Annotated in this window: 18 protein-coding genes; all 18 read right to left on the bottom strand. The window is 30.7% G+C overall.

Annotation, left to right across the window (positions count from 1 at the left end):
* Positions 1-130: 130 nt before the first annotated feature.
* The gene (locus C4R78_RS08500) at positions 131-679 is read right to left on the bottom strand and encodes an ATP-binding protein (protein WP_103896640.1); all 549 of its coding nucleotides are present in this window, start codon (positions 677-679) and stop codon (positions 131-133) included.
* Between the two features lie 15 nt (positions 680-694).
* Positions 695-1,186: an NADH-quinone oxidoreductase subunit NuoE gene (nuoE, locus tag C4R78_RS08495; protein WP_103896639.1), complete on the bottom strand. Its 492-nt coding sequence runs from the start codon at positions 1,184-1,186 to the stop codon at positions 695-697.
* Between the two features lie 256 nt (positions 1,187-1,442).
* Entirely contained in the window at positions 1,443-2,225 is a 783-nt protein-coding gene (gene codY / locus C4R78_RS08490; RefSeq protein ID WP_103896638.1) for a GTP-sensing pleiotropic transcriptional regulator CodY, read from the bottom strand.
* A gap of 19 nt (positions 2,226-2,244) precedes the next feature.
* Positions 2,245-3,639 (bottom strand): ATP-dependent protease ATPase subunit HslU, encoded by a 1,395-nt coding sequence (gene hslU, locus C4R78_RS08485; RefSeq protein ID WP_103896637.1) that lies wholly within the window; start codon positions 3,637-3,639, stop codon positions 2,245-2,247.
* A 20-nt stretch (positions 3,640-3,659) separates the two neighbouring features.
* Positions 3,660-4,190 carry an ATP-dependent protease subunit HslV gene (hslV, locus tag C4R78_RS08480; protein WP_103896636.1) on the bottom strand — a complete coding sequence of 177 codons (531 nt, stop codon included), beginning with the start codon at positions 4,188-4,190 and terminating at the stop codon, positions 3,660-3,662.
* 196 nt (positions 4,191-4,386) lie between these two features.
* On the bottom strand, positions 4,387-6,450 hold the full coding sequence (gene topA / locus C4R78_RS08475) for a type I DNA topoisomerase (protein ID WP_103896635.1): 2,064 nt from the start codon (positions 6,448-6,450) through the stop codon (positions 4,387-4,389).
* Between the two features lie 65 nt (positions 6,451-6,515).
* Entirely contained in the window at positions 6,516-7,583 is a 1,068-nt protein-coding gene (dprA, locus tag C4R78_RS08470; RefSeq protein ID WP_159945869.1) for a DNA-processing protein DprA, read from the bottom strand.
* Between the two features lie 10 nt (positions 7,584-7,593).
* Positions 7,594-9,117 (bottom strand): YifB family Mg chelatase-like AAA ATPase, encoded by a 1,524-nt coding sequence (locus tag C4R78_RS08465; RefSeq protein ID WP_103896633.1) that lies wholly within the window; start codon positions 9,115-9,117, stop codon positions 7,594-7,596.
* Positions 9,118-9,217: 100 nt separating this feature from the next.
* Positions 9,218-9,580 carry a YraN family protein gene (locus C4R78_RS08460; protein ID WP_103896632.1) on the bottom strand — a complete coding sequence of 121 codons (363 nt, stop codon included), beginning with the start codon at positions 9,578-9,580 and terminating at the stop codon, positions 9,218-9,220.
* Positions 9,577-10,350, bottom strand: a complete 774-nt coding sequence (locus tag C4R78_RS08455) for a ribonuclease HII (RefSeq protein WP_242971215.1) — start codon at positions 10,348-10,350, stop codon at positions 9,577-9,579. Before C4R78_RS08455 ends, C4R78_RS08460 begins: the two co-directional genes overlap by 4 nt.
* Positions 10,328-11,212, bottom strand: coding sequence for a ribosome biogenesis GTPase YlqF (gene ylqF / locus C4R78_RS08450; RefSeq protein WP_103896630.1), 885 nt, complete (start codon positions 11,210-11,212; stop codon positions 10,328-10,330). Before ylqF ends, C4R78_RS08455 begins: the two co-directional genes overlap by 23 nt.
* A 104-nt stretch (positions 11,213-11,316) precedes the next feature.
* Positions 11,317-11,667, bottom strand: a complete 351-nt coding sequence (gene rplS / locus C4R78_RS08445) for a 50S ribosomal protein L19 (protein WP_103896629.1) — start codon at positions 11,665-11,667, stop codon at positions 11,317-11,319.
* Positions 11,668-11,824: 157 nt separating this feature from the next.
* Positions 11,825-12,568, bottom strand: coding sequence for a formate dehydrogenase accessory sulfurtransferase FdhD (fdhD, locus tag C4R78_RS08440; RefSeq protein ID WP_103896628.1), 744 nt, complete (start codon positions 12,566-12,568; stop codon positions 11,825-11,827).
* A complete protein-coding gene (locus C4R78_RS08435; protein WP_103896627.1) occupies positions 12,546-13,169 on the bottom strand; it encodes a molybdenum cofactor guanylyltransferase in 624 nt (207 codons plus the stop codon). Before C4R78_RS08435 ends, fdhD begins: the two co-directional genes overlap by 23 nt.
* 43 nt (positions 13,170-13,212) lie before the next feature.
* The gene (locus C4R78_RS08430; RefSeq protein ID WP_103896626.1) at positions 13,213-14,064 is read right to left on the bottom strand and encodes a formate/nitrite transporter family protein; all 852 of its coding nucleotides are present in this window, start codon (positions 14,062-14,064) and stop codon (positions 13,213-13,215) included.
* 55 nt (positions 14,065-14,119) lie between these two features.
* Positions 14,120-16,792, bottom strand: a complete 2,673-nt coding sequence (gene fdhF / locus C4R78_RS08425) for a formate dehydrogenase subunit alpha (RefSeq protein WP_103896625.1) — start codon at positions 16,790-16,792, stop codon at positions 14,120-14,122.
* A gap of 4 nt (positions 16,793-16,796) precedes the next feature.
* The gene (locus C4R78_RS08420; RefSeq protein WP_103896624.1) at positions 16,797-17,720 is read right to left on the bottom strand and encodes an NADH-quinone oxidoreductase subunit G; all 924 of its coding nucleotides are present in this window, start codon (positions 17,718-17,720) and stop codon (positions 16,797-16,799) included.
* A gap of 10 nt (positions 17,721-17,730) precedes the next feature.
* Positions 17,731-18,273 (bottom strand): NADH-ubiquinone oxidoreductase-F iron-sulfur binding region domain-containing protein (locus C4R78_RS08415; protein ID WP_146057681.1); only part of this gene is annotated, 543 nt, incomplete at its 5' end.

Below are 18,273 nucleotides of genomic sequence, written 5' to 3'. Positions count from 1 at the left end.
GGCCTTGCACCCGCTGCTATTCCACATGTTGCCATACCTACAACTATCCTCGTTGTCGTTCTATCTTTTCTTTGATTAACCCTATCAAGCGTCCTCTTCCTTATTTCTTCTAATTCTTTTAATGTTTTCATTAGGAAGCACCTCCACCTATCTCAGTTATATTTTCCCTTATAAATTCTTTTAACCATAAAAGTATTTCTGGATTATTTATCTCTTGTAATCCTAATACTTTCTTAACCTCTCTTGAATCAAACTTAAACTTTTTACCATTAAAAGAATGTTCATATATCAAATCAACATTAGGATTTAAAAGTATAGAAACTATAGTATCCTCTATTCTACCAAGCGGTGGTCTATCAATGTGATTATATTCCATATAAGCAATAACTTCTGTTCCCTTGCCTATTTCAGAATTAATTTTTAAATTGCCATTACACCTTAAACATGTGCTTTCAAAAAGTGAAAGTCCAAGTCCAACCTTTCTTGTTGTTCTAGTTGTAAAAAAAGGATCTTTAACATTTTTCAAAATTTCTTCACTCATACCCTTTCCATTATCCTTTACTTTAATAACAAAACTATTTTTTAAAGTATCTTCTAATACATAAATCTCTATAATTGTAGCATTAGCATTAATAGAATTTTCTACTATATCCATTATGTGAAGAGAAAGCTCCCTCATAAGCTCTCCTTAAATTTATTCATATTCTTTTAATATATTTGGAATATCGTCAGGTGTAATTCTTCCATATACTTTTTCTCCTATAACCATTACAGGAGCAAGACCACATGCACCTAAACATCTTGTAGCTTCAAGAGTAAATTTTCCATCCGCCGTAGTCTTTCCTACCTCTACATTAAGCTCTTTACATAACCTATCAATAAGTCCTTGTGCACCCTTAACATAACAAGCAGTTCCAAGGCATACCCTTATTATGTATTTTCCTTTTGGCTCGAAAGAAAAATATGAATAAAAAGAAGCTACTCCAAAAATTTCAGCCATTGGAATATTAAGTTCTTGTGAAACTACCTTTAATACATCTTCTGGTAAATATCCATATATATCTTGTATCTTGTGCAATACAGGTATTAATCCACCTTTCACTGTCTTATATTCTTCAATTACCTTCTTAACTTTCTCTAATCTTTCGTCTACACACTTTCCTCCACAACAACAATTTTGATTCATTGAGCTCACACCCCTTACTAAATTTTTATGTATACAAAAATTTACATGACTTTGTGGTATTTTTAACAATTATATAACAAAACCCCTATACTATTGCTACTGTAGTATAACATAAATAATTCAATAATTCAATGGTTATTATTTACAAAATAAATAAAAACAAAAATTTTGCTAAAATTTAAAATCAATCATTGAATAACTTACTCAAATCCTAAAAATAAAAATAAGAATCCTCAACACTTGAGGATTCTTATTTTTAGCTATTCTTTAACTTTCTTAACTCTTCTAATAACTTATCATTTAATATTTTTATATGCGTTCCTTTCATTCCTAAAGACCTTGATTCAATAACTCCGGCACTTTCAAATTTTCTTAAAGCATTAACTATTACTGATCGAGTTATACCAACTTTATCTGCTATTTTACTTGCAACTAATAATCCTTCATTACCTTCTAATTCATTAAAAATATGTTCTACTGCTTCTAATTCAGAATATGATAAAGTTCCTATTGCAAGCTGAACTACAGCCTTTTTCCTAGCTTCTTCTTCTATTTCCTCCTGCTTTGATCTTAATATCTCCATTCCAACAATAGCTGCACTATATTCTGCTAATACAAGATCTTCATCATTGAATTCTGAACCATATCTTGCTATTAAAAGCGTTCCTAATCTTTCTCTATTACCTATTATAGGAACTATGGTTGTGAACTTATCTACGTATACACATTCCTTTTCTTTATCAAAAACACAAACTCCTTCATTTTTTAAATTAGATCTTGTTTCATTGATTTGTAAAATTTTGTTATTATAATCTTCAGGGAGTTTTTGCTCGTTCACAACAATTTCTTTTAATACATCGCATTCAAAGGAATCTACTATGCTATATCCAAGTACTTTTCCTTTTCTGCTAACAACATAAACATTACAATTCATTACGTCACTTAATATTTTACAAATATCTGAAAATACAACAGGTTCAGTGGCAGACTTTTGAAGTATTTTGTTTAATATTCTGGTCTTTTCCAAAAGAGTTGCCATATCTTTTACACCATCCTTTCTATATTATAAATTTTGTAGTATCATCTTGTTTATAAATATTTTTAAGCTTATCTTTTACATACTCACGATTTATTATAACTTTTTTGTTAGGAATATCTGGAGCTTCAAAAGATATATCCTTTAAAACTTCCTCTAAAACTGTATGCAATCTTCTTGCACCTATATTTTCAAGTTGCATATTCATAAAATATGCAACTTCTGCTATTTCATCGATTCCATCCTCAGTAAATTCAATTTCAACTCCATCTACCTTTAATAATTCTATATATTGCTTTGTCAAAGCATTCTTAGGCTTTAAAAGTATAGCTTTAAAGTCATCTTTATTTAAAGCTTTGAGTTCTACCCTAACAGGAAATCTTCCCTGTAATTCAGGAATTAAATCAGTCACTTTAGATACGTAAAATGCTCCAGCTGCTATAAACAAAATATGATCTGTTTTTACAGGACCATATTTAGTGTTTACAACACTTCCTTCTACAATAGGCAAAATATCTCTTTGAACCCCTTCCCTTGAAACATCTGGTCCATATCCTTTACTTCGACTAGCAATTTTATCTATTTCATCAATAAAAACTATTCCATCTTCCTCCGCTCTTTTTCTTGCTTCTTCATAAACAAGATCCATATCTATAAGCTTTGATGCTTCCTCTTGCTCAAATATTCTTAATGCTTCCTTAATCTTTACCTTTTTCTTTTTTTTCTTTTTAGGAAATATATCACCCAAGATATCACTAAAATTTATATTTAACCCCTCTATATTGGGACCTGCCATAATTTCTATAGGCATAATAGAAGAATCTTCGATTTCAATTTCTATTATCATATCATCTAATAATCCATCGTTAAGTTGCTTTAATATTTGCTCTCTTTTAAGTTGTAATTCACTTTCATCATATTGTATTACTTCCTGATTATTATCCTGTTGAAAACCAAATATAATATCAAATGGATTTTTTACATTATTGTTTTTTTTAGAAGGTATAGGTGCTAATATATTTAACACTCTTTCCTTAGCCATTTCTGCTGCTTTTTCTCTAACTTCATTCATTTTTTCTTCTTTGACAAGTCTTATAGCATCTTCCATTAAATCTCTAATTATAGAATCTACATCTCTGCCAACATATCCAACCTCAGTAAATTTGGTAGCTTCAACCTTAACAAAAGGAGCTTTTACAAGTTTTGCGAGCCTTCTTGCTATCTCTGTTTTTCCTACTCCTGTTGGGCCTATCATTAATATATTTTTAGGCATTATATCATCTTTAATTTCACCAATTAAAGCTTTTCTCCTATATCTATTCCTTAAAGCTATAGCTACTTTTTTCTTTGCTTCATCTTGTCCAACAATATATTTATCTAATTCTTTTACAATTTCCTTCGGTGTTAAATTATTCATTGATACTCCCCCTTTAGGGATTATAATGTTTCAACAACTATATTATCATTAGTATAAACACAAATTTCTGATGCAACTTTCAAAGCTTCTTTTACTATTTCTTCAGGTTGTAAATTGGTATTTCTTCTTAAAGCTCTTGCAGCAGCCAATGCATACATACCACCAGAACCTATAGCAGCAACTCCATCATCAGGTTCTATAACTTCCCCATTCCCTGAAATAATTAATAATGCATCTTTGTTTGCAACTATCATCAACGCCTCTAACCTTCTTAAAATTTTATCGCTTCTCCAATGACTTGCAAGTTCAATAGCAGCTTTTTTTATATTACCATTTGATTGTTCCAATTTTTCTTCAAATTTTTCAGATAAAGTAAAAGCATCAGCTACTGAACCTGCAAATCCTATTAAAACTGAATCATTATATATTTTTCTAATCTTTTTAGCAGTATTTTTTATTATAGCACTTTCTCCAAAAGTTACTTGACCATCCCCTGCCATAGCAACCTTATTCTCATTTTTGACTGCAACAATTGTTGTCGCCTTAAACATTTTAGCACCTTCCTTAATCTTTTTTATTAATTTTTTGTTAAAAAAAATTAAATTTTTTAAAAAGTCATTTAATTTTGTAAAAAAATGTATAGAAATTTGATATTTTATTTTTCTTAATTTTGTGAATAATCAAAATTGTTCCTAATATTAAGTAAGATTAATATATCACAAATTTTAAAATATATCAATACAAAAGTTAAGATTCTTCTATATAACCGCATTCTTTATCTTCACAAACCAAAACATTTTTATCTTTTTGCTTTTTTTCATATAAGATTTTACCACATTTTGGACATTTTTTGTTAGTTGGTTTATTCCAACTTGCAAAATTACACTCAGGATAATTACTACATCCATAAAATATTTTTCCAGTTTTAGACCTTTTTATAACTATTTTGCTTCCACATAACGGACATAAAACATTAATTTCTTCAATTAAAGGTTTTGCATTTTTACATTCTGGATACCCTGGACAAGCCAAGAACTTCCCAAACTTACCTGATTTTACTACCATATTTCTACCACATTTTTCGCATTTTATATTAGTTTCTTCCACTTTTTCTTCCACTTTTATTTTGTCTAACTTTTCCTCTGCTAATTTTATTTTCTCCTTGAGAGGTTTATAGAATTCATCTACTATATCAATCCAATTTTGGTTACCACGTTCTATTTCATCTAATTTACTTTCCATTTCAGCTGTAAAATCTACGTCAACTATATCTGCAAAATATTCCTTTAAAAGTTCAGTAACTATTTCTCCTAGTTCAGTTGGTTTTAAATATTTCTTATCCCTTATTACATATTTTCTCTCTAAAATTGTACTTATTATTGGAGCATATGTACTCGGTCTTCCTATTCCATATTCTTCAAGAGCCTTTACTAAAGTTGCTTCAGTGTATCTTGAAGGAGGCTGAGTAAAATGTTGTTTAGGTTCAATTTTATCAAGCTGGAATACTTCCCCTTCTTCTATATCAGGAAGTATTTTATCCTGCTCTTCTTCATCAGTTTTATAAACACTCAAATATCCCGGAAATTTTAAAACACTGCCACTTGATTTGAAAATATATCCATTTGATTCAAATTCTATACTAATAGTATCAAATATAGCATCCGCCATCTGACTTGCAACAAATCTTTCCCATATTAGTTTATAAAGCCTATATTGATCATTATTCAAAGAATCCTTAACTTTTTCAGGTGTTCTCAAAACAGATGTAGGCCTTATGGCTTCATGGGCGTCTTGGGCTCCCCCTTTTGTTTTATAATTCCTATTTACCTGCGGCAAATAATTTTGACCAAAAGTATTTAATATAAAGTTTTTAGCCATATCTTTAGCTTCATCAGATATTCTAACAGAATCTGTCCTCATATATGTAATAAGCCCTACTGTCCCTTCCCCTTTAATATCTATACCTTCATAAAGCTGTTGCGCAATTTGCATAGTTTTCTTAGTTGTAAAATTTAACTTTTTATATGCCTCCTGCTGTAGTGTGGAAGTTGTAAAAGGCGGTAAAGGATTTTTTCTTCTCTCTTGATTTTTTACTTCTTTAACACGAAATATATCATTTATATCTTTTATAATCTGTTCCGCTTGAGACTCGTTTGAAATTTTTATTTTTTCTTCTCCCTTTGAGGCTAATTTTGCTTCAATAACTCTATTATCATTTTTTAAAATTGCAGTAATTGTCCAATATTCTTCTGGAATAAATTCCCTTATTTCCTTTTCTCTATCACATATTAACCTCACAGCTACAGACTGAACTCTACCTGCACTAAGTCCCCATTTTATTTTTTTCCACAACACCGGACTTATTTCATAACCTACAAGTCTATCTAATATCCTTCTTGCCTGTTGAGCATTTACTAGATTCATGTTTATATTTCTAGGATTCTTTATTGCATTTGTTACCGCATTTTTAGTTATCTCATGAAATTCAATTCTACACTTTTCATCCTGATCAATCCCTAATATATTAGCAAGATGCCATGATATAGCCTCTCCCTCTCTATCAGGGTCTGTAGCAATATATACCTTACTACATTTTTTGGCTTCCTTTTTTAGTTCTTCTATTAATTCTCCCTTACCCCTAATAGTTATATATTTAGGTTGATAATTATTTTCTATATCAACACCAAGTTGACTTTTTGGTAAATCTCTAATATGCCCCATAGATGCCTTTACTTTAAAATTTTTACCAAGAAACTTGCTTATAGTTTTTGCTTTAGCAGGTGACTCAACAATTACCAAAGCCTGCGCCATCCTATCCCCTCCAGCATTACACAAGTATATGTATTATAACAAAATATCTTACAAAATTCTATACTTTAATTATCATTTAACATTACATAATTTCCAAAACCTCTTTTTATTACACCTTTGCATTCAAGCTTGCCTAAAACTGATAAAACTTCACTAGTTGACATATTAGATTTTTCCACTATTTCTTCTACAGTTGCTGCACCTACCCTTAATATATTTATTATGTACAATTCTAATTCATTATAACCAATAAAATCCTTATCTTTCAAGCTAATTCCAAATTCCACTAAAATATCTTCTATATTAGATATTAACTTTGCCCCATCTTTAATTAAATTATTAGTTCCTACACTTGTTTGACTAAATATATTCCCAGGAATTGCAAAAACATCTTTACCTTGTTCTAGTGCTAATCTTGCAGTTATTAACGAACCACTTCTCTCTGTTGCTTCTACAACTAAAACATAGTCAGCAAGACCACTTATTATTCTATTTCTACGTGGAAAATTTTGAGGGAAAGGCTTAACATCAGGTAAAAACTCTGTTATTATGCAACCTTCTTTAATAATTCTATCTATTAATTCTTTATTACTAGAAGGATAGATATGTTTAAAACCGCTGCCTAAAATTCCAACAGTAATTCCTCCTGCATCTAAACACCCTAAATGAGCTGCTGTATCAATTCCTTTTGCTAAACCACTAATTATTTTTACACCATAATTGCTTAAATCTTTAGAAAACTTATATGCTACTGTTAAACCATAATTACTTGCTTTCCTTGAACCTACTATCGCTATACTTTTTTCAAAATCTACTAAATTTCCTTTAATAAATAATCCTACGGGAGGATCATGGATATATTTCAATTTATTTGGGTATTCTAATTCATTATATAATACTAACTTTATATCATTATCTTTAATAAAATCAATGATTTTATAAATCTTATCATCTTTTTTAAGTTCAACAAATTTTTTAGCTTCATAAATATTCATTCCTAAATTAATAAGGTCAAATTCATCCATATGATAAATACTGCATATATCATATCCTTTATCTAAAATACTTATTTTTATTTTCTCATTAACATTAACACCTATAAACCAAATTTTATAATATAGTTCTTGTTCCATAATATCACCTTTATCTACATAACTTTCTATCAAGCATTCTATACTGAATCGCTTCTGCAATATGTTTCTCATTAATAATATCAGAATCTTCAATATCCGCAATAGTTCTTGCAACTTTAATTATTTTTACATATCCTCGTGAACTTAAATTCAAATTTTTAAATGCACTTTCAAGTAATCTATCAGCATCTTTACTCAACTTACAATATTTTTTAATATGCTTGCTTTTCATCTGAGAATTGGTAAAAATCCCATCTTCCTTAAATCTTTCACGTTGAATTTGCCTTGCTTTACAAACTCTATTTCTGATATCCGACGAAGACTCTTCATCTAAATTATTTCTTAACTCTTCATACCCAACAGGTTCAACAGAAATATGTATATCCAATCTATCTAACAATGGACCAGAAATTCTATTTAAATAATTTCTAATCTGATTTTCAGAACAATGACATTGTTTATATGGATATCCATAATAACCACAAGGACAAGGATTCATACTAGCAATAAGCATAAAACGAGCTGGATAACTTACTTTTCCTTTTACCCTAGATATTAAAACTTGCCCATCCTCTAAAGGTTGTCTTAAAGATTCTAAAACATCTCTTCTAAATTCTGGAAGTTCATCCATAAATAAAACTCCATTATGAGCTAAAGAAACCTCCCCAGGAAGTGGATTGCTTCCTCCACCAATAAAAGATGCATATGACACAGTGTGATGAGGACTTCTAAAAGGAGGAATAGTAATTAATTTTCCCTTCTCCTTTAGTAAACCAGCAACGCTATAAATTTTTGTAACTTCAATTGCTTCATCTATACTTAATTTAGGTAAAATAGTTGGAACCCTTTGAGCTATCATACTTTTTCCGCTTCCTGGAGGCCCTATCATCAAAACATTATGTCCTCCACTTACAGCTACTTCTATGGCTCTTTTTACAAATTTTTGTCCTTTAACTTCACTAAAGTCAAACTCATATACATTATCTTCTTCTTTTCTACTTTGTTTTACTAAAAATTCAGGATCAGAATTAGTATTAATTAAATCTACAACTTCATTCAAATTATTTACAGGATATATATATACATCATCTATAAAACTTACTTCTTCCCAATTTTCAAAAGGAATAAAAATTTTTTTGAATTTTTTTCTAGCCTCTAACACCATTGGTAAAACCCCTCTTACTCCTCTAATTTCTCCATTTAGAGACAACTCTCCAATAAATACCGTATCAATTGTTTTATGATATTCTATAATCTTCAAACAAGACAATATACCAACAGCTACTGCTAAATCAAGATGAGGCCCTTCTTTCTTTAAATCCGCAGGAGCAAAATTTACAATAATTTTACACGGTTCAAGTTCATAACCTGAATTTTTAATTGCAGACTTTACTCTTTCCTTTGATTCTTTAACAACTGTATCTGGAAGCCCAACCATGTTAAAAGATGGCAATCCACTTTGAATATCTACTTCTACTTCTACCAAAAAACCTTCTATTCCTAATAAAGATATAGTATAAATTTTACTTATCATACTAACCACCTCAAAAAATAATTATTACCTTTAAAATTGTATTTAAACCTTTTATTAAAAAATAAAAAAATCCTAAAAGTAAAGATACTTTTAGGATTTCCTATTCAAAAGCATTTTTAATTAAACATATGGACTTTACTTTTTGTTCTGCATCCAATAATACTTCTATTACATCAAATCTTACATATGAACTCAAAATTTTTTTCTGAGCTAAATATAAACTTGCTAATTTTTTTAACTTTATTTGTTTAAAACAATCAACAGCTTCTCTAGGATACCCAAGTTTAATACCTTTTCTTGTTTTAACTTCCACAAAAACTAAATATTTGCCGTCACGTGCTATAATATCTATTTCACCAAATTTTGTCCTAAAATTTCTTTTAATAATATAATAACCATTGTTTATTAAATATTTAACAGCAATTTGCTCTCCAATTTTTCCTAAATTGCTTTTACTATTCATATTATATCACCTAATATACCTTTTAAAAATGACTTTCTATGAATCTCACACGGACCATATTTTAATATAGACTCTATATGCTTTTTCGTTCCGTATCCTTTATTTTTTTCAAAATCATAATAAGGATATTTAGCCGAAATTTCTTTCATATATTTATCCCTTTCAACTTTTGCTATTATAGATGCTGCTCCTATTGAAACAGATAAATCATCTCCTTTAATAAGGGATAAATAGGGGATTCCCAAATCTAAATCTATTGCATCTATAAGCAAAAAATCAGGAAAAACTTTTAAACTATCTACCGCTCTTTTCATGGCAATTTTTGTTGCTTCAAGTATATTATATTTATCTATTTCCTCTACAGTAGCATACCCTATAGAAAAATCTATAGCTGTTTCCTGTATTTTTTTTGAAAGTTCTAATCTTGCCTTCTCAGTTAACTTTTTAGAATCCCTAATTCCTATTATAGGCTTTTTAATATCTAAAATAACAGCTGCTGCAAATACAGGACCGGCTAATGGTCCCCTACCAACTTCATCAACACCAGCTATATATTTGTATTTTTCACACAGTTGATTCTCATATTTACAACGCTCTTGGTATTCTCTTTCTAAATCCATTTTTATTTTTAACCTTCGTTCATATTTTTCAAAAAGTTTTATAACATTTTTTCGATTATCTTCTTTCATAATTTGTACTTTTAACTTTTCAATTTCATCTAAATTGTTACATTGAGCCAATATTTCCTCAATTTGTTTTAACTTCAACATCTGTTTCATCCCCATCCATATCTAAAGGTCTCTCTAAAGAAATTCTTCCTAATTTGGCATTTCTAAAATCTTCAAAAATAATATTAGCTGTTCTATATAAATCAACATCCCCACCTGAAACAATACAACCTCTTTTTCTTCCTATATCTTCCATGAGAAGATATGCATCATTTTTTATATCAACCTTATATCTTTCCTGTAAAATCTTTGGATTCGTATGTAACATTTCTTCTAAAAATTTAACACAAAGCTCAACAATATCTAATATTTCCTCCTTTATAGCTTTAACATAGGCCAAATGCAACGCTACTTTTTTATCTTGGAACTTAGGCCATAAAATACCTGGTGTATCTAATAATTCAAATTCTTTATTAACTTTAATCCACTGTTTATTTTTTGTAACTCCAGGCCTATCCCCTGTTTGAGCAGAAGACTTTTTTGATATTTTATTAATAAATGTTGATTTCCCGACATTGGGTATTCCTAATACCAAAGCTCTTATAGGCCTTCCTACTATCCCCCTTTTTTGAATTCTCTCTATTTTATCACTTAATAATTCTTTTATTAAGGGATATATCTTATTCATATTTTTTCCTGAAATACAATCTATATCAATAGCAATAATTCCTTTATTTTTGTAGTATTCTATCCATTCTTTAGTTATATTAGGATCTGCAAGATCAGATTTATTAAGCAAAATAATTTTTGGCTTATTTTGAATAAGCGTATCTACATCAGGGTTTTTACTACTTATAGGAACTCTTGCATCTAAAAGTTCTAAAACTACATCTATAAGCTTTATAGATTCAGATATTTGCTTTTTAGTTTTTACCATATGTCCAGGATACCATTGTATATTCATGTATATGCCTCCTTAATATAGGCTTAAATTCTATATATGTTTATTATAACCACAAATTAAACAAATTCAAGTAAAATTAAAAAAGAGACTGATAAACAGTCTCTTTACTCAATAATTTCTTTAACTTTAGTAGCAGCCTTACCAACTTTCTTTCTGAGATAGTAAAGCTTAGCTCTTCTTACTTTACCTCTTCTTACAACTTCAATCTTGTCAATAATTGGTGAATGAACAGGGAAAGTTCTTTCTACACCAACGCCATATGAAATTCTTCTTACAGTAAATGTTTCTCTTATACCACCGTTTTGTCTTTTTAATACAATACCTTCAAAAACTTGGATTCTTTCTCTGTTTCCTTCTTTTACCTTTACGTGAACCCTAACAGTATCACCAACATTAAAGTTTGGAAGGTCTGTTCTTAATTGTTCTTGTTCAATTGCTCTGATAATATCCATCATGTTCTTTCCCTCCTTCCCTCATAGACGTTCATAGCCCAAGCTAGAGGAACGCCCGTTTTCACACAAGGTTTATTATAACACACATGTTTTATTTTGACAATACAATAATTTATTTTTTTATTGTTTTATTAAATTACCCAACAGCTATTTTATTATTCTAAGTATAAATGTTCATTTTTTCTCCTCTTACAAAACCTACTAATCTTATATTTAATGTTTTTGCTAAGTCAATAGCCATATTGGTGGGAGCAGAATGAGAAATAACTAATGGTATTTTTGCCTTCGCTGCTTTTATTAACATATCAGATGAAATTCTACCCGTAATAAGCAGTGATTTATCTTGAAAATTTATATCATTTAATATCCCAAATCCAATAACTTTATCAACAGCGTTATGTCTTCCTATATCATCTACTCTAAATATGATATCATTATCACATAAAGCTGCGCTGTGAACTCCACCTGTTTGCTTAAACATATTTGATTCTTCATTAAATTTTTTCATTACTTTTAATATCGACTGATAATCCATTTCTACATTATGCTTTAATATATTTAACTGCTTTCTATAAATATAATCTATGTGTATACTTCCTTGTCCACACCCTGTAGTCAGTACACGCTTTATATTAATTTTTCCAATAGAACGATTTAAATTTATAAAAGCATTCTGCTTATTTATTATAATATCTTTAACATCTTCCTTTGTATCTATAATTCCATCAAAGAATAAAAATCCATAAATTAACTCCACAATGTTAGTTGGTAAACACATCAATGTAATATAAAACTCATTATTAATGAATATATTTATTGGATACTCAACAACCACTAAATCATTTAACTCTTCTACATTGTCTTTAAAGTATCTTTTAATTTTATAAAGCCTGATTCCTTCCATCCACTTCAACCCTTTCAAATCTACTTTTTATTATTTCAAGATCACTTAGGTAATTTAAATTAATAAACATCTCTAAATCAGTTGAAAAACTTCGCGCAACTTTTTCTTCTATTATGAAATAATTTGATTTGCTTATAATGTCAAAAAGCTTGTATTTACCATCCTCTAAACTTTTTTTAAACAAAGAAATCATATCTTTGGAATAAAAGGAATATAATGGTTCAACCCAATTTCCTTTTTGTGTTAAAATACAATCATATTTACTCTTTTCTAAAATACTATTCATGTAGTAAATATATTGTAAATTTAAAAATGGCATATCACATGCCATAACAAATAAATGTTTAGATTTTGAATTCAAGAGAGCTGTATAAATTCCGCCAGCTGGACCACATTCTTTATATTCGTCTTCAAAAACATTTTTATAATAAAATCTATTTTTATTATTAGTTATTAAAATAACTTCTTCAAAAGCTTCTGATAATTTTTCAATTATTATATCCAATAATAATCTACCATTTAGCTTAATCCTACATTTATCAAATCCCATCCTAGAACTTTTACCACCACACAATATAGCAGCTGTTCCTAAAAGTTTCATTGTATCCTCCTTTAATTATATAGGATGCAGTAATTACTGCATCCTATAATGTTTTGGATATATTTTCAGCCTTTGTTAAAGGTCGTTTATATAAATAGTAATATGAAAATCCTAGCATGATTCCTCCACCAATTATGTTGCCTAATGTTACAGGAACTATATTAGAAATAGCATGAATTATATCTACCTTTGCAAGCTTATCAAGATGTAATTGTAATGCTTCTGCATAAGCAGGATTTGACTTTGCTAATATACCTGCACTAAAATAAAACATATTAGCAACGCTGTGTTCAAATCCTGCTACAATAAATGCCATTATTGGAAACCAAATAACAAAAACCTTTGACACTATGTCTTTTGCAGCATATTGGGCCCATACTGCTAAGCAAACCAAAATATTGCATAGTATCCCACTAAAAAAAGCTGTTGAAAAATTAAGTCCTCCCTTATAAGCTGCAACTTTTATAAAATATCCCCCAAGTTTTCCACCATTTACATCAAACACTCCTGCTGCATAAGCTAAACAAGCAATAATAATTGATCCAATTATATTACCTAAATAAACAATCCCCCAGTTTCTTAAAACCCCTGAAAAAGGTATCTTACCATCCTTATATCCTACAAGCAATAAGGTATTACCCGTAAATAACTCTCCACCGCTTATTATTATCATCATAAGCCCTACTGGGAATATAACTCCTGCTATAAACTTTGAAAGTCCAAAGTTTTCTATGCTGTGAGCTGCAGCAGCCGATGCAATAGCACCAAGGGCTATATATGCACCCGCTAAAATTGCACCTAATAGCACAGTATTAAAGCTTCCTTTAGACTTTTTCACACCTACATTAATTGCTTCATCAACTAATTCTGGTGGTGTCAACATTCTTTTTTCCATACTATCATCCTTTCTTAGTTAATTTGTTTTATAACTTCAACCAACTTTAAATATTTTATGCTTTTTTTATCCTAACAGCACACACCTTTAATTCTGGTTCCTTTGTTACTTCATCATAAGCTGTATTTGTTAAAACATTAGCGCTACCATCAGCATAATGGAATGGCATAAATACTACACCTTCATTTACAACGTCTGTAATCTTTGCCTTAACTCTTACACTTCCCCTTCTTGAAGTAACCTCTACTAAATCTCCATCTGAAATTCCATATTTTTTTGCATCCATCGGATTTATCTCCACATAACTTTCTCCAGCAATCTTCATTAATCCTTCGTTTTTGCCAGTCATAGTCATTGTATGATAATGGTAAAGTATTCTACCTGTTGTCAATATAAATGGATATTCATCATCTGGCTGTTCTGCAGAAGTCCTATATTTTGTAGGCTTAAACAAACCTTTTCCTCTTGCAAACTTATCTTTATGAAGTATCTTTGTTCCTGGATGATCTTTAGTTGGACACGGCCACTGAATTCCTTCATTTTCTATTCTATCATAATCAATTCCTGCATATTGTGGTGTAACTTTAGCTAACTCATCAAATATATCCCTTGCACTTTTGTATGAACATTTATAGCCCATTCTATTCATAATATCAACAATTATTTCCCAATCTGCCTTAGACTGTCCTACATTATTTATGGCCTTTCTTACCCTTTGAACTCTCCTTTCAGTGTTTGTAAATGTTCCATCCTTTTCTGCAAAACTTGCGGCAGGTAATACAACATCAGCATACTGTGCAGTTTCTGTTAAAAATATATCTTGAACTACAAGGAATTCAAGCTTTTCAAGGGCTTCAATAACATGTTTTGTATCAGGATCTGATATGACAGGATTTTCCCCCATTATATAAAGTGCTTTAAGTTTTCCTTTAATAGCCTCATGGAACATTTCTGAAACAGTAAGCCCAGGTTTATCAGAAAGCTTAACTCCCCATGCTTTTTCAAACTTTTCAACATTTTCTTTTATATGAACCTTTTGATATCCTGGAAAAACATCTGGAAGTCCACCCATATCACAAGCACCTTGAACATTATTTTGTCCTCTTAATGGATTAACCCCACAGGATTCCTTTCCAAGTTTTCCACATAGCATTGCAAGATTTGCAATTGAATATACGTTTTCTGTTCCTGTAGCATGCTGAGTTACACCCATCGCATAAAGTATACATGCTTTATCAGCCTTTGCATAGATCCTTGCAGCTTCCCTAATTAAATCTGCTTTTACTCCCGTAATTACTTCAGCTTTTTCCGGAGTATAATCTTTAACAACTTCTTTTAATTCATCGTAGTTTTCACATCTTTCCTTGATAAATTCTTCATCTTGTAAATTTTCTTCAATTATTACATTCATCATAGCATTTAATAAAGCCACATTAGTTCCTGGTTTTAGCTGCATGAATACATCAGACAACTTTGCAAGTTCAATTTCTCTTGGGTCTGCTACTATAATTTTAGCTCCCTTATTTTTTGCTCTCTTTACAAATGTTCCTATAACTGGATGGTTTTCAGTAGTATTTGATCCGATTATAAATATTACTTCTGCATCCTCAATTTCTGCTATGCTATTAGTCATAGCACCACTTCCAAACGTAGTTGCAAGACCTGCAACTGTAGTGCTATGTCAGAGGCGAGCACAATGATCAATATTGTTTGTTCCAATCACCGCCCTCATAAACTTTTGCATTATATAATTTTCCTCATTAGTGCATCTTGCTGAAGTTAATCCTGCTATACTATCAGGTCCATATTTTTCTTTTATTTCAGTTAATCTTCCAACTATATAATCATATGCTTCTTCCCATGTAGCTTCTTCAAATTTGCCATTTTTCTTTATTAATGGTGTCTTTAATCTATCTTTGTGATTAATAAAGTTATATGCAAATCTTCCTTTCACACATAAAAGGCCTCTGTTAGGTTCACCAAAATAAGGCTCAACACCAACAACTTTATCATCTTTAACTAATAAGTATAACTGACATCCAACCCCGCAATATGAACAAGTTGTCCTAACCTTTTTAACTTCCCAAGTCCTATATTTCATCTTTTTCTTTGGCATAAGTGCACCTACTGGGCATACTGCAACGCAGTTTCCACAAGAAACACATGTAGAATTTGCTATACCCTTATCAAATGGAGTAGTAACATGGGTTTTGATACCTCTTTGAGCAAAACCAATTGCCCCTGTACATTGAAGCTCATTGCATACTCTTACACATTTACCACATAATATACATTTATTAGGATCACTGTAATAAAACTCATTAGATTCATCAACATCATATTCTTTTTTATTTGGTTTAAAAGTTGATCCTTTTATACCATATTTATAACATAAATCTTGAAGCTTACACTCCCCCGACTTTTCACAAGTTAAACAATCTAAAGGATGGTTTGCTAATATTAAATTTAATATTTCCTTCCTAGCATCAACAACCTTTTTGCTTTCAGTCCAAATAACCATTCCGTCTGTTACTGGTGTTGAACAAGCTGCCATCAAATTCCTTGCACCTTCAACTTCTACAACGCAAATTCTACATGTTCCACTTGGCTTTAATCTATCATCATGGCAAAATGTTGGTACTTCAACCCCTACTTCTTTACATGCTTCAAGTATAGTTAAACCTTTTTTAACTTCAAACTCACTTCCATTTATCTTTATTTTTAGCATCTAATCACCTCTTTTCTGTTTCGATCTTATATAATATTTCTTCTAATCCTAATGCTTTTGCCCAACTTACAGGCTCTAATTTCCCCTCAACTCTTATGTATGGTGTTTCTACATCATCAAGATATTTTAACTCATTTCCAATCTTTCCTTTTAAACATAGTGGCCTTCCTTCGCTAGGCGCCTTTGGAGTTACATAAACCGCTTTCCCATGCTTTCTAGCAACTTCAAATTTACATCCATAATCACAAAATGTGCATGTAAATTCTTCTTTTGAAACCTCCCAATGCCTTGCTTTACCTGATGCTCTTTTATCTTTTAATGCTCCTACTGGGCATACTGCTACACACCTAAAACAAAAGGCACAGTCTGAATCTTCATAAGGTTTATCAAAAGCAGTTGTTACTTTTGTTTTAAATCCCCTATATGCAAATGTTAATACTTTTCTTCCTTCTACTTGTGCACATGTCCTTACACATTTACCACAAAGGATGCACTTGTTCATATCCCTTACTATATACGGATTTGAATCTTCCAATTCATAATTATGTCTCTCTCCATCTATTTGCCCAAATTTCACATCGTATCTATAAGCATATTCTTGAAGCTTGCACACACCGGCCTTTTCGCAGGTTAAGCAATCATTAGGATGATTTGCCAAAAGAAGTGCAAGTATTTCTTTTCTTGCTTTTATTACTTTTTCACTCTCTGTATAGACAACCATCCCTTCTTGAACTTGCGTTGCACATGCTGCCATAAGACTTTTTGCTCCTTCTACTTCAACCACACATATCCTGCATCCTCCATAAACCTCAAGCATTGGATCATAGCATAAAGTAGGGATATCTATTCCTAACTTCTGTGCTGCACCTAATATAGTAGTACCCGAAGCTACTCTAATCTTCTTTCCGTTTATAGTTAAGGTAATCATGTTACCACTCCTATCCCCTTACAATTGCTTTAAATGGACACTTTTCTATACATACTCCACATTTTATACACTTATTTTTGTCTATTACAAATGGTTCTTTTACCTTTCCGCTTATTGCGTTTGCTGGACAGTTTTTAGCACATATTCCGCAACCTTTGCACTTGTCTTGTAAAATCTTGTACTGTAGCAAGGCTTTACAAACACCTGCTGGACATCTCTTTTCCTTTACATGTGCTTCATATTCATGTCTAAAGTATTTTAATGTTGATAATACTGGGTTTGGTGCTGTCTGTCCAAGTCCGCATAATGATGCTGATTTTATAGTATATGCCAATGATTCAAGCCTTTGTAAATCTTCTTCTGTTCCCTTTCCTTCACAAATCTTTTCAAGTATCTCAAGAAGTCTCTTTGTTCCTTCTCTACATGGTGTACACTTTCCACAGGATTCATCGACCGTAAATTCAAGATAAAACCTTGCAACGTCTACCATACAAGTATCTTCGTCCATTACTATCATACCGCCTGATCCCATCATTGAACCTAAAGCTGTTAA

It is taken from the genome of Caloramator fervidus, from assembly GCF_900108045.1.
Classification (GTDB): Bacteria; Bacillota; Clostridia; order Clostridiales; family Caloramatoraceae; genus Caloramator; species Caloramator fervidus.
Note: the sequence above shows the minus strand (reverse complement) of the source record. Positions and strands in the feature narration are given on the sequence as shown.